Source organism: Hyphomonas neptunium ATCC 15444 (genome assembly GCF_000013025.1).
Classification (GTDB): domain Bacteria; phylum Pseudomonadota; class Alphaproteobacteria; order Caulobacterales; family Hyphomonadaceae; genus Hyphomonas; species Hyphomonas neptunia.
The window spans coordinates 1500745-1513641 of the sequence record NC_008358.1 but is presented as its reverse complement, the minus strand read 5'-3'; the positions used below and the strand labels follow the sequence as shown (position 1 = coordinate 1513641).

Sequence of the window (12897 nt, the reverse complement as noted above, 5' to 3'; positions counted from 1 at the left end):
CGGCGGCCACTATGAAATCATCCACACCCACGGGTCGCAGGCGAGATGCGACAGATGATTATTGCGCATGAAACTAAAGTGCGGGCGGCGCCTTATCATCAAGTGTTCAGACAATCGGGCGCTGCCGATACGCTCAAGATACAACATAACCCCACAGCGTAATTAACATATACGGTATAGGGGTATACCTAATTGGCTGAGTCAGTGCACGCAGGAGCCCGGCATGTCTTCTACCGAAACCAGGACAACAGCAGATCAGTCAGCGAAACGTGATCCGGTCTGCGGCATGACGCCGAAGGCAGACACCCCGCACCGCCTGATGCATCTGGGCACCGAAGTTCTGTTCTGCAGTGTGGGTTGCAAGTCAAAGTTTGAGGCAAACCCTTCTGCGTACACCACGTCTGGCGCTGCCCCGAAAGCGGGTATGCATGACCACTCAGGTCAGGGAGCTGCCTGCCCTGGTCACACCAGCGTGACACCTCCCAGGACAGCGGCACCTGGAAGTCAGTGGACCTGCCCCATGCACCTGGAGATCGTGCGGGACGGCCCCGGGGCCTGCCCGATCTGCGGCATGGCCCTGGAGCCGATGACGCCGGGCGCAGGTGATGGTCCCAATCCCGAGCTGCGCGACATGAAGCGACGCTTTGTGTTCGCCCTGTTGCTGTCATTGCCTTTGCTCGTCATGGAAATGGGCGGTCACTTATTCGGAATGGACCGGTTTATTCCGCCCATGATCAATCCCTGGGTCCAGATGGCACTGGCAACGCCCGTCGTGCTTTGGGCGGGCTGGCCATTCTTTGCGAGGGGAGCCGCATCCGTCAGAAATCGCAGCCTCAACATGTTTTCGCTGATTGCGCTCGGCACGGGCGCGGCATGGATCTACAGTATGGTGGCAACCATCGCGCCTGGCCCGTTCCCCGCCGAACTGCGCTCGGCCCATGGCACCGTGCCGGTGTATTTTGAAGCCTCTGCTGTCATCATCACGCTGGTACTGCTTGGCCAGGTTCTCGAGCTCCAGGCGCGCGAAGCAACCGGAGGTGCCATCCGGGCACTGCTTGACCTTGCCCCGAAAACCGCTCGTCGCATCAATGCAGACGGAAGCGAAGAGGACGTGCCGCTCGAGTCGGTCGTCGCCGGAGATCGTCTGCGGGTGCGGCCGGGAGAAAAAATTCCGGTAGACGGGGTCGTCACCGAGGGGCGCTCTTCCATCGACGAGTCGATGGTTACGGGTGAATCGATGCCGGTTACCAAATCGGTCGATGACAGGGTGATCGGCGCAACGGTCAATCAGACCGGCAGACTGATTGTCGAAGCGAAGCGTGTCGGCAGCGAGACCATGCTCTCCCAGATCGTCCATCTCGTGGCCGACGCGCAACGAAGCCGCGCGCCCATCCAGCGCCTCGCAGACCAGGTGTCAGGCTTGTTTGTGCCCGCCGTCATCGTCACCGCTGTCGCCGCCTTCTTTGGCTGGCTCATGTTCGGGCCAGAACCTGCCTTTTCATTCGGCCTCATAGCGGCCGTCTCGGTGTTGATTATTGCCTGCCCCTGCGCGCTCGGCTTGGCCACGCCGATGTCGATCATGACCGGCGTCGGTGCGGGCGCACGCGCCGGCGTGCTTATCCGGAATGCCGAGGCGCTCGAACGCATGGAAAAAGTAGATACACTGCTCATCGACAAGACCGGAACCCTGACCGAAGGCAGACCCGCCCTTGTTGGCATCGATATGGCGCCGGGCGCAGACGAAACCGCCGCCCTGCGCCTTGCCGCGAGTCTCGAGAGCGTCAGTGAGCATCCTCTGGCCGCTGCGATCGTCGCTGCAGCCCGCGCAAAAGGTCTTGCTCTTGTCGAACCCTCAAACTTCGACTCGCCAACCGGAAAAGGCGTCGTGGGTATCGTTGAGGGACAAAAGGTGGCGCTCGGCGCCGAGCGGTTCATGGACGAACTCTCTATCGACACAACCGCGCTGCACGCCCTCGCAGAACGTCGCCGCGCGGACGGCGCAACCGCTATCTATCTGGCCGTCAATGGCGCCGCACAGGCGGTGCTGGCGATTGCCGACCCGGTGAAGGCATCGACGCCAGACGCGCTGAAAGCCCTTCGGGATGCCGGCCTCCATATCGTCATGGCGACTGGCGACAACCGCACAACCGCTGAGGCGATCGCGCGCGCGCTCGGCATCGATGCCGTCGAAGCGGAAGTTTTACCCGCCCGGAAGGCCGAGATCGTGAAACGCCTGATCGCCGAAGGCCGGGTTGTTGCCATGGCGGGGGACGGCGTCAATGACGCCCCCGCTCTGGCAGCAGCCGATGTGGGTATTGCGATGGGCACCGGAACGGATGTCGCCATTGAAAGCTCGGGCGTCACCCTTATCAAGGGGGATCTGGTCGGTATTGTTCGTGCCCGGAAAATTTCGCACGCGACCATGCGGAACATCCGCCAGAATCTCTTCTTTGCATTTGCCTATAATGCTGCGGGCATTCCAATAGCTGCTGGCGTGCTTTACCCGCTGACAGGCGCCCTGCTCTCTCCGATGCTTGCGGCTGCCGCTATGGCCCTGTCTTCTGTCTCCGTGATCGCCAACTCCCTGCGGCTAAGCGCGCTGGAGCGGGAATGAACGAGACAGCAATGCCGGGTTGGGCGGAATATCAGGGTCTGATTGCGCCTGGTCCTCATCACTTGGATTGGGATTGAGCGCCTCTTTTAGAAGGGGAATTATTCAGGCTGGTTGGAAACAGGAGGACCGAGAGATTTCACGGTTATGTTCGTTACGGCTGTCGTGATAGCGTGGAGCCATGAGGACCTGGGCTCGCGGGTAAGAGCCGGCGACCTTGAACGTTACTGAAATCTCAGCGTGCCTAAATTGAGTGGAATATGAGTGACAACACATCTGGCTCTAAATCGGCTGCGGGCTTGCGCGCCGCTGCGAGTACGGACGAAGGCGCTTTATTCCCGACAGCCGAACGCGCAGGCAAATTCAATCAAAGCTGCTTCTGCATCACACTGGACCGCGAAGCGCTTGCGTTAGCCATGCGCTCAGCAGCCGGCGACAGCGCGTTCTACGATGTCCACATTGCCAGCCGCCCGCATCTCTTTTCGGGCGTTCCGGTGTTCCTGCCAGAAGCAGATCGCGCGGCAATGATGGGAATCGTGGGAGCCATTGAGGCGACCGCCCGCACCAGCGCCTATATCAAAACGGTTATGGATTGGGCGCCCGAGATATCGCGGCACGATTTTGGTCCGCGCGGAGTCCTGATGGGCTATGACTTTCACCTTGGCAGCGGTCCGCCTCGCCTCATCGAGATCAACACCAATGCCGGCGGCGCTTTTCTGAACGCTTTTGGCGCACGCGCGCAGCTTGCCTGTTGTGACGCGGTCGAGCCAGTCATCCGCAGCTTGAATACTGGCACATTTGATCCGTCGGTCATCGGGATGTTCGAAGCCGAATGGCAAAGCCAGCGTACTTCTATCCGTCCCAGGATGGTTGCTATTCTGGATGACGCCCCTGAGACGCAGTATCTTTATCCCGAGTTCCTGCTGGCCGAGCAGCTGCTGGAGGCGTCCAGTATTGATGCAATGGTCGCGGACCCATCCGAATTGACTCATGTCGGGGGAAAACTCATCGCACGCGAACGGGAAATTGACCTCGTCTACAACAGGCTTGTGGATTTCAGCCTGTCGGAACCGCGGCACGCGGCTTTGCGTGAAGCCTACCTGACAGGCGCCGTAGTCGTCACGCCTAACCCTCACAATCACGCCCTGTTTGCGGACAAACGAAATCTTGCTGTGCTCTCCGATCCGGAATTGCTCCGGAGCTGGGAGATTTCGCCGGCCAATTTGAGCGCATTGTCTGCAATTCCACGTTCAGTCTCTGTCACGCCAGAGAACGCCGACGATCTCTGGGCGAGACGCAAGCGCCTGTTCTTCAAGCCCGTATCGGGACATGGCGGGAAGGCCGTCTACCGGGGTGATAAGCTCACACGGTCAGTGTGGGAGGCGATTCTGAAGGCAGATTATATTGCACAGGACCTTGTTGCGCCCGGCGAACGGGAGATCATGCTCGACGGCGCGGCACACACACTCAAGACCGATGTGCGGCTCTATACCTATGACGGGGTCCTCCTGCTCGCGGCTGCGCGCCTTTACCGAGGACAGACAACCAACTTCAGGACACCGGGAGGCGGCTTTGCACCAGTGTTTTTCATATGAACTGCGCCTTCTTCGGATTTGGACATCGCAATAATCCGATCGCCGCCGGCAGCGCGCCTCGTCTTAAATTCTGCAGACCCTGTCTTCTGCTTCTTTCATCTTCGTTCTCGTTCAGGCGCAGATGGGCTCAAATCATACTGAAGCCACGGCTTCCGGAACTTGCGGCCTTGTTCCACGTTGAGACTGTTAGCCCGCAGACGCCAGCCAGGGAGACACTCATGGACATGAAAAGCAACTACTGGCGATTTGCCGCCATGATTGCCACTTCGATGGTTGTGATGTTCGGACTGATGTATCTCAACACTTATGCGTGGCAGCATGTACGCTGGAGCGAAACACGGTTTTACATGACCGTTATCATGGGTGCTGCCATGGCGGTTGTCATGCTGGCTTTCATGCTGAAAATGTACACGGACAAAAAGATCAATTTCGCAGTCTTCGCCGGTGCCGCGATCATTCTCCTGCTCGCGCTCTGGCTCGTACGTAGCCAGACCACTGTCCAGGACCGCTCTTATATGAGAGCGATGATTCCGCATCACTCAATTGCCATCCTCACAAGTGAGCGCGCCGGAATTGAAGATGTGCGCGTGCGCGAACTCGCCGACAGGATTATCGCTGCGCAGCGACGCGAGATAAAAGAAATGGACTGGCTGATCAGAGACATTTCCGAGAACGGTGTCGTAAAGACACAAGCGCAGGCCAGAGAGCGGCAAGTTCCTGAGTTCGACGCGAGTTCCCCACAAGATCCCTGCACCTCTCGCTCGGCCTCTATGGCCGCGGCTGGAGCGCAGAGCTGACCCTGCCGAGCGTTCAGGATGACCATGCCTGCCGCAACGCCCTCTCCCGTCTATGGCAAGGCGCGCACAATACCCTTCCCCCAAAGACCCGCGTCCAGCGGGTCGGCGTGACCCTGGGAGATCTTACCCCCGCGGCCGAGCGCCAGCTCGACCTGCTGCTCGACGACAAGGACGACCGCCAGCGCTGGGAGACCCTGACAGGCACGATGGACGGGCTCAACGCAAAGTTTGGCAAGCGCGTGGTGACCCTCGGCGACTGGCGCCCGCCCCCCGGCGGGTTTGCCGGGGGCAAGATCGCCTTCACCCGTATTCCGACAGCGGAGGATTTCTGGTGAGCTGGCTGACTGAAACAAGCCTCCGGGACCTGGATGAAAGCCAGCGGCTGGAATGCCGCTGGCTGCGCTGTACCCACACCTGGCTGCAGAGCACGACGCAGCTCCTGCTGAAGGTCTGCCACCGGGACGTCTATCTCGATGAGGTCGCGCGCAATCTCACCTGCCCCCGGCCGGGCTGCCGCCATACCGGCGTGCGCCTCTCCCTGGTCCGCACCGATGACACGAGTGGATTTGTCGGCGGCATGCCCTGAGCCCGGACTGTTCCGGTCGCAGGCTGGAGGAAATGGAACAGCCCTTCAATCCAGTCCGTATCTCAGCAAATCTTCTGCGGGGTCACCTCAGGGACAGGCCTGGAACGTGGCAGTGCATCTGACCGATCCGTGAAATTTCACAGATGTTCTTGAGGGGATCTTGGTCATTCCCATGCAGGAGTATGAATCGCTTTCTCAACCCGACTGGCACCCTATGCCATATGTCCGTAAACTGCTCATTCTCTTCCTGGCGCAATACAGGCTCGGCCAACTGGATATGGATCTTGCGCGCGCGCAGTTCCGCGAATTCGTTCATCAGGTTCCTCTTCTCTACTTTATTCTCTCCTGCAATGCCGTCGCCGTTGCTGCCGTCTACGGCCCGCTGGCGCCTGTCCTTCTCAGCTGCGTCTTCCCGTTTGTTCTCTGTACCGTGGCCGCTGTCAGGGGACTGTGGTGGAGTCGCCGCCAGCAATCGAACTTTTCCGATACGGAGATAACCCGGCACATCCGCACGACCGGCCGGCTGGCCGTCCTCATGACCGCCGGCTTCATGATCTGGGGTCTCCTGCTTTATCCGTATGGCGACCTTGAAGCCCGCGCGCATCTGACTTTTTTTCTCGCCCTGACCCAGGTCAGTACCGTGTTCTGCCTGATGCCGCTGCGTTCGGCCGCCCTCTCGGTCGCGACTGTTGCCACGCCGCCTTTCTTTGTTTTTTTCCTGTTCGCCGATCAGGGCCGGATGATGCCGGAGGCGATCATGATGGCCGTCGTGGCCGCAGGCATGATCAATATCCTCTACCGGCATAACGGGACGTTTTCGAAACTGATCAGCTCCAGGCGCATTCTGCGCCAGCGCCAGCTGGATACCCAGCAGCTCAGCGACGAGAACCGCCGGATTGCGTTTACCGATCCCCTGAGCGGCCTGCCCAACCGGCGCGCCATGCTTGCGCGCCTGGAAGCGCTGAGCGCCAGCGGCCCTTGCGGACCCGACAGGCTCGCCGTGGTCTTCATTGATCTTGACGGGTTCAAGGTCGTCAATGACCTGCACGGGCATGCATTCGGTGACAAGCTGGTCACCCAGGTGGGCGCGGCTCTCAAATCCCTGATATCTGACGAGACCCTGCTGGTGCGGATGGGCGGGGATGAATTCGCCGCGCTGCTGGCCGGCCCGGACGCCGCCGCCAGAGCCGAACGGCTCGGTGTCCAGGCTCTCAACTGCCTGACCCTGCCCCTTACGGTCGATGGACGGCAGGTACGTATTGGCGCGAGCATAGGTATTGCGGTCGATGCAGCCGGGAACGCAACGCCGCTTGAACTGCTCCGGCAGGCCGACGCGGCCATGTACGATGTCAAGTCTCACGGCAAGGGCGGTATCCGGGTGTTCGACCCTGGCCTGGACGCCGGCCGGGACTGGCGCCTGCAGATCGAAAAAGAGCTGGCGCACGGCCTTGAGCAGGAAGAGTTCGATGTCGTCTACCAGCCCCTCGTCGATGCGGCTGACTTCCGCATCTCAGGGGTAGAAGCCCTGCTTAGATGGCCGGGCCGGGCCGCCGGACCGCTGGCGCCTGACGCCTTCATCGAAGTGGCCGAAGGCAGCGGGCTCATTCAGGCCCTTGGGATGTATGTTCTGGAGAAAGCCTGCCGGGACCTGCACGCGCTGCCGGACCTGAAACTGAGCGTCAATGTCTCTCCCACCCAGTTCAGTCATCCCGACTTTGCAAAACAGGTTGTGGCGATCCTCCGGCAGACGCGGTTTTCTGCCCGCCGCCTGCAGCTTGAGATCACCGAGCGTCATCTCATCGATCATCCCGAACGGGCCCATGCAGCCATCGCCATGCTCAAGCGGCGGGGGGTAACGTTCGCGCTCGATGATTTCGGGACGGGGTTCACCAGCCTCGCCTATCTCCAGTCCTACGGATTTGGCTGTGTGAAGATTAACCGCTCCCTCATCGGGAGGCTCGAAACGGATCCCAAGGCCGGGTATCTGATCTCCGGGATCGTGATGATGGCCAGAGGGCTCGACATAAAGGTTGTCGCCGAAGGCGTGGAAACCGAACGCCTTGCCCGGAAGCTTCAGATCGCCAGATGCGATCTCCTTCAGGGCTATTACTTCGGCCGTCCCGCTGCGATCGACCGACTCAAAGCCGATGTCAGCCTCGCCGGCCGGTCCACAGAAGCGGCCTGACCGGCGGGCCGCGCGCTTTCACCCAAACGGGCGCCCCCAATGCAGCAGGCCGGAAAGCTTCCCCGCTTCGGACCATCCCAGAATGCGCACACAGTCGCCGCCGGAGCGACTGCACCATCGCTACTCATTCTCATCGCTGGAAAACTCAGAGGAAAGAAGGATCTGCGCCGCCTCGGGCGGCTGCATCTGCGGCGGCGCGTTAAACAAAAGCGCCCTGAAGCCTACGCCTTTCATTCTCGAATGGATTGATACAATATTTGCACAACACCGGGCGATGGCCCCCTGCTAAACCCTCCGGAAGACCACACGGATTATTCGGGGCGTCATGGCAGCATACAGGACATTGTACGACAAACTGGTCGACAGCCACACGGTGCGGGCGCTCGATGCAGGTGGCGGCGAAGTGCTGCTTTATGTCGATCGCACCGTGCTCAACGAATATACCAGCCCGCAGGCATTTACCGGACTGCGGGACGCCGGGCGCGCCGTGTTCCGGCCGCAATCTGCGCTGGGCGTCATCGACCATGTGAACTCCACGCGGCCCGAACGGATCGCCTTACCGCGCGTGCAGGCCGATGATCTGCAGATGTCTTATTTCGTCAGCAACTGCAAAGAATTCGGCATCGAACTGTTCGATCTCTATCATCGCCAGCAGGGCATTGAACATGTGGTGATGCCCGAGCTGGGCCTGGCTCTGCCCGGTCTCGTGATCGCAGCGGGCGACAGCCATACGACCACCTATGGCGCTTTCGGAGCGCTCGGATTTGGCATTGGCACATCCGACATCGAACACTTCCTGGCGACGCAGACGCTGGTTTACCGGCGGCTGCGCAATATGGAGATTGCGGTGGCCGGTCACCTGCCTCCGGGCGTGACGGCGAAGGATCTCATCATGGCGGTTATCCGCAGGATCGGCGCAGATGGCGCGCAGGGTCATGCGGTGGAGTTTACGGGCCCGGCGATCCGCACCCTGTCGATCGAAGGGCGAATGACGATCTGCAATATGGCAGTTGAATGTGGCGCGCGCGGCGCGCTGATTGCCCCGGACGACAAGACCTTTGCCTATCTGGAAGGCAAACCGCGCGCCCCCAAGGGACATGCGCTGATAGCGGCCCTGGAAGCCTGGCGGATGCTGCGCACCGATGACGGCGCTGTGTTTGACGCCCGCATTGAAATCTCTGCCGGTGACATTGAACCGATGGTGACCTGGGGCACGAGCCCGGATCAGGCCGCGCCGATTTCAGAGGCCGTTCCTGACCCCGCCCTTGAAACCAGCCCTGCCCGGCGCCGGGATGCTGAGCGCGCGCTGGGCTATATGGGATTGTCGCCCGGAACGCGCCTGACGGACATCCGGATTGATCATGCCTTCATCGGCTCCTGTACCAATGCCCGGCTGGAAGATCTGCGCGGCGCCGCCCGCATCGTGAAAGGGCGCAGGGCCGCTGCAGGGGTGAGCGCCATTGTCGTGCCCGGATCCCGCGAGGTCCGGCGCCTGGCTGAGGCCGAAGGGCTCGACCGGATTTTCCGCGAGGCCGGCTTTGAATGGCGCGAGCCGGGATGCTCGATGTGCCTTGCCATGAATGACGATATCATTCCGCCGGGCGAACGCTGTGCCTCCAGCACCAACCGGAACTTTGAAGGCCGCCAGGGCGCGGGCAGCCGTACGCATCTGATGAGCCCGGCGATGGTGGCGGCGGCGGCGGTTTCCGGGCATCTGTGTGATGTGCGCACCCTGGAGGTGTCTGATGCCGTCTGAACCTTTCGAGCGCGTATCCGGGGTGATCGCGGCGCTTCCGTCAGCCAATATCGACACCGATGTGATCATGCCCAAGACGTTTCTGAAGGGCATTGACCGGAGCGGCCTGGAGAAGGGCCTGTTCCATGATCTGCGGTTTGATGAGCAAGGCGCCCTCCGGCAGGATTTCGTGCTGAACCAGGCGCCCTGGAACACGTCGGCATTTCTTGTCACCGGCGCGAATTTCGGCTGTGGCTCCTCGCGCGAGCATGCGGTCTGGGGCCTGCGCCAGTTTGGCATCCGGGCGATTATCGCGCGGTCCTTTGCCGGGATATTCTTCGACAATTGCGCTCGCAACGGCCTGCTTGCCATCGAGGCGGAGGAAGAGACCGTTCGCCAGCTGACCGAATGTGGCGAACGCGGCGATAAAATCACGATTGACCTTGCCGCGCAGACCCTCGAGACGGTGCGGGGCGTGGCGGGGTTCGGGATCGGCGAGCGGCGTAAATACATGCTTCTGAAGGGGCTCGACGCGGTCGGGATGACGCTACAGTGGCGCACTGAGATCGAAACCTTCCAATCCCGCTATCTGGGCGCGCGCGCCTGGCTGGCCTGACAACACGCAAGGACACTCCCGATGAAAAAGCCTCCCCGGAGGGTGGTCGTCACTCAGAAATTCTTCGATGATGCGGCCATCGCCTTTCTGCAGGACAGGAATATTGAGGTCATCCTCCCGAACCTGCCTGAAGGCAAAGGCGAGGGCGATCTGAATGTGGAGGACATCCGCCTGCTTCTGGAGGGCGCAGGCGGCTGGGTTGTCGGGCATGCGCGCATTACCCGCGCAGTATTTGAGGCCCTTCCCGATCTGGCTGTCATCTCCCGGCGGGGAGTGGGTTATGAAAAGGTAGACGTCGAGGCGGCCAGAGACCTTGGCCGGGTTGTGGCGATTGCCGCGGGCGGGAATGATGCCTCGGTGGCCGATCAGGTAATCGGCATGATGATCTCCATCGGCCGCCGCTTCCAGGAAGCCCAGAGCGCGATGAAGGCCGGCAAATGGAACATCCTTGTCGGGACAGAACTCTACCGCCGCAAGGTCGGCATCGTCGGCTTCGGCCGTATCGGGCGCAGCCTCGCCAGACGCCTCAGCGGGTTTGAGGCTGAAATCCTGGTGTGCGCCCCACGCCTCGCCAGCGAAGACATCGAAACATTCGGCCTGCGCCATGTGGCTTTTGAAACGCTGCTGAAAGAGGCGGACTATATCTCGGTCCACGCCCCTCTGACGCCGGAAACACGCCATATGTTCAACGCGGCTGCCTTCGGCAGAATGAAACCCTCTGCCGTACTCATTAATTCCGCCCGCGGTGGCCTTGTGGATGATACCGCGCTGCTGGCCGCGCTGGAAAGCGGGCAGATCCTCGGCGCCGGACTCGACGTCTATGAAAGCGAAAGCGATCCGTCAAAACAGCCTGTCACCGACGCGCTGATCGCACGGCATGATGTCATCGCCGCCCCTCATGCCGGCGCCTCCACGCATGAAGCCCTCGCCCGTACGAACAGGATCGCTGCTCTGTGTGCGGCAGAAGTCATTGATGGCGGAAATCCGCCCGCTGCCTGCATAGTCGCCGATGGACGCTCAGCGCCTGGAAGCTGATCAGGGAAACCCCAGACAGCTGCCTTAGGCTCCGCCAGGAGGGCTTAAGGCCCTTATCTGGCCCCTCGCTACACATGCCGAGACAGACGGCCCGGCCTGCGCACACGCCTCTATCAGCTTGCGGACCACCCGTCCCTCGGCAGTCGACCCGCAAGGCGGATATACGCGGCGGCATCTGAGCGAGAACCCTATCCGCGTACAACCGCCCTGCTGCATCCGCTTCGGGAATAGCGGCGCCCGAACAGGCAGGCAGGGCTGCGGCGCACCTCTGCGCTTCCTGAAGCGGTCGAAGGGCCCGGATCAACCAGCGGTGACGGGCGCCTCTGCTTCACCGTCCTTGAGCGCAGCGCGCGCCCGCAATGTTTCCCGGTCTTTGGCCTGCACGTCCCGTGTCAACGGATAGTTGCGGCAGATGAGAATGCACAGCCCAAAGATCACCACCGGCACCAGCGTGAACACCATGATCAGGCCCATCCGGTGATCAGGGTTTTCCGGCACTTCGGGATTGAACCCGATCAGCGCCAGCAACAGGAAGCTGACCCCGATCGCGGCTGCCTGGCCGATCTTGTAGGACGTGCCCATGAAGGCAAAATAGAAGCCTGCCTTGTTGATGTTCGTGCGCACTTCCTCGCGGTCCACCTGGTCAGCAATCATTGCGCGTAGCAGGGCCTGCGGCGCGCCGAAACTCAGGCCAAGCAGTGCAACAAGCGCAATGAACTGCCAGAGGCTGCCCCAGATGAGCACCGGAATAAGCGCAAGATTGCATACCAGCGAATAGAGGCAGACGATCTGCAGGGCGATGTGCTTTTCCAGCCGCCTGCTGACCCACAGCCAGAGCGGAATGCCGACAATGGAGAATATAAAGAAGATCAGCAGTATGCTGCTCGCGCCGCGTTCCATGCCCATCACGCCGCGGGCAATGAACAGGAAGGTGGATGCCGTGATGCCCACGCCGATGCCCACGCAGATTTCCACGGCGAGTATCCGCCAGATTGCCCGCTCTTTCATGCCCGACAGGATCTGCGAAAGCGTCATCTTCGGGCGGTCTGCGATGACCGGCGTGATTGACTTGTCCGGGACGAGCGAGAAAGCAATCAGGATTGTCAGTGGAAGGACCAGTGCAAGGAACCAGCCCATGGAGGCCACTTCGCCATACGCATCAAACGAGAACCATGCACCCAGCAGCGCCGGCAGGGAAAGGATCAGCAGGGTACCACCGGCACTCATCATTTCGCGATAGCCGAAAAGTTTAGAGCGCTCGTCATAATCCGGCGTCAGATCAGCGCCCCAGGCCTGGTGGGTGGTCTGCAGGAATGTCCAGCCCGTATAGAGCACCAGGAGCTGGAACAGCAGCGCCCCGGCGCTCGCGGGCTCTCCCCTCGCCGGCATGAACAGGAAGAACGCCGTGACGCACAGCAGCGGCACGCTCAGCGCAATCCAGAACTTTCTGCGGCCATGGCGCCACTGAAACCTGTCGACCAGAACGCCCACGATCGGATCGGTGATCACATCCCAGATCCGGGCGATCATGAAGATGAAGCCGATCGTGGCCAGCCCCAGCCCGCCCTGCCCCGCATAGAGCGGCGGCAGATAGGTCGTCACCGGCATGCCGACGGCCGTGATCGGGATCGTCAGGCTGCAATAGGCCAGCAACTGGTGCAGCGGTAGCCGGAACCTTTTCTTTGCAGGGGCAGACATTTTTCTTCCGATCCTAAAATGTGTATTCTGAGGATATCG

10 protein-coding genes and 1 pseudogene are annotated in these 12897 nt (G+C 61.1%); 10 read left to right on the top strand and 1 reads right to left on the bottom strand.

Translation table 11 applies throughout. From position 1 onward, the window contains the following. The first annotated feature begins 223 nt into the window (after positions 1–223). The 10 genes and pseudogenes from HNE_RS07345 (at position 224) to HNE_RS07305 (ending at position 11160) form a co-directional block, all read left to right on the top strand. Positions 224–2614 carry a heavy metal translocating P-type ATPase gene (locus HNE_RS07345; protein ID WP_011646497.1) on the top strand — a complete coding sequence of 797 codons (2391 nt, stop codon included), beginning with the start codon at positions 224–226 and terminating at the stop codon, positions 2612–2614. A gap of 257 nt (positions 2615–2871) precedes the next feature. Then, positions 2872–4206: a hypothetical protein gene (locus tag HNE_RS07340; RefSeq protein ID WP_011646496.1), complete on the top strand. Its 1335-nt coding sequence runs from the start codon at positions 2872–2874 to the stop codon at positions 4204–4206. A gap of 218 nt (positions 4207–4424) precedes the next feature. Continuing rightward, the gene (locus HNE_RS07335; protein ID WP_011646495.1) at positions 4425–5003 is read left to right on the top strand and encodes a DUF305 domain-containing protein; all 579 of its coding nucleotides are present in this window, start codon (positions 4425–4427) and stop codon (positions 5001–5003) included. Continuing rightward, positions 4955–5098 (top strand): annotated as a pseudogene (locus HNE_RS19095) (hypothetical protein); the annotation flags it as partial. The gene HNE_RS07335 and the pseudogene HNE_RS19095, both read left to right, overlap by 49 nt. Before the next feature lie 12 nt (positions 5099–5110). Next, the gene (locus HNE_RS17905) at positions 5111–5338 is read left to right on the top strand and encodes a hypothetical protein (RefSeq protein ID WP_011646494.1); all 228 of its coding nucleotides are present in this window, start codon (positions 5111–5113) and stop codon (positions 5336–5338) included. Then, positions 5335–5589 carry a hypothetical protein gene (locus tag HNE_RS07325; RefSeq protein ID WP_035591624.1) on the top strand — a complete coding sequence of 85 codons (255 nt, stop codon included), beginning with the start codon at positions 5335–5337 and terminating at the stop codon, positions 5587–5589. The genes HNE_RS17905 and HNE_RS07325 overlap by 4 nt, the downstream gene beginning before the upstream one ends. A gap of 214 nt (positions 5590–5803) precedes the next feature. Continuing rightward, positions 5804–7774, top strand: coding sequence for a putative bifunctional diguanylate cyclase/phosphodiesterase (locus HNE_RS07320; RefSeq protein ID WP_011646493.1), 1971 nt, complete (start codon positions 5804–5806; stop codon positions 7772–7774). Positions 7775–8099: 325 nt separating this feature from the next. Next, complete coding sequence (leuC, locus tag HNE_RS07315; RefSeq protein ID WP_011646491.1) at positions 8100–9530, top strand: 3-isopropylmalate dehydratase large subunit; 1431 nt, start codon at positions 8100–8102, stop codon at positions 9528–9530. Next, positions 9520–10125 carry a 3-isopropylmalate dehydratase small subunit gene (leuD, locus tag HNE_RS07310; protein ID WP_011646490.1) on the top strand — a complete coding sequence of 202 codons (606 nt, stop codon included), beginning with the start codon at positions 9520–9522 and terminating at the stop codon, positions 10123–10125. Before leuC ends, leuD begins: the two co-directional genes overlap by 11 nt. A 21-nt stretch (positions 10126–10146) precedes the next feature. Further along, complete coding sequence (locus HNE_RS07305; RefSeq protein WP_011646489.1) at positions 10147–11160, top strand: phosphoglycerate dehydrogenase; 1014 nt, start codon at positions 10147–10149, stop codon at positions 11158–11160. A 300-nt stretch (positions 11161–11460) separates the two neighbouring features. Here HNE_RS07305 and HNE_RS07300 read toward each other — a convergent pair whose 3' ends face one another. Then, a complete protein-coding gene (locus HNE_RS07300; RefSeq protein WP_011646488.1) occupies positions 11461–12858 on the bottom strand; it encodes an MFS transporter in 1398 nt (465 codons plus the stop codon). Between the last annotated feature and the right edge of the window lie 39 nt (positions 12859–12897).

What these genes read in the sequence shown, in the direction of transcription:
- HNE_RS07335 (WP_011646495.1), top strand. Translation starts at nt 4,425, where the DNA reads ATGGACATGAAAAGCAACTACTGGCGATTTGCCGCCATGATTGCCACT.
- HNE_RS07340 (WP_011646496.1), top strand. Translation starts at nt 2,872, where the DNA reads ATGAGTGACAACACATCTGGCTCTAAATCGGCTGCGGGCTTGCGCGCC.
- leuD (WP_011646490.1), top strand. Translation starts at nt 9,520, where the DNA reads ATGCCGTCTGAACCTTTCGAGCGCGTATCCGGGGTGATCGCGGCGCTT.
- HNE_RS07305 (WP_011646489.1), top strand. Translation starts at nt 10,147, where the DNA reads ATGAAAAAGCCTCCCCGGAGGGTGGTCGTCACTCAGAAATTCTTCGAT.
- leuC (WP_011646491.1), top strand. Translation starts at nt 8,100, where the DNA reads ATGGCAGCATACAGGACATTGTACGACAAACTGGTCGACAGCCACACG.
- HNE_RS07300 (WP_011646488.1), bottom strand. Translation starts at nt 12,858, where the DNA reads ATGTCTGCCCCTGCAAAGAAAAGGTTCCGGCTACCGCTGCACCAGTTG.
- HNE_RS07320 (WP_011646493.1), top strand. Translation starts at nt 5,804, where the DNA reads ATGCCATATGTCCGTAAACTGCTCATTCTCTTCCTGGCGCAATACAGG.
- HNE_RS07345 (WP_011646497.1), top strand. Translation starts at nt 224, where the DNA reads ATGTCTTCTACCGAAACCAGGACAACAGCAGATCAGTCAGCGAAACGT.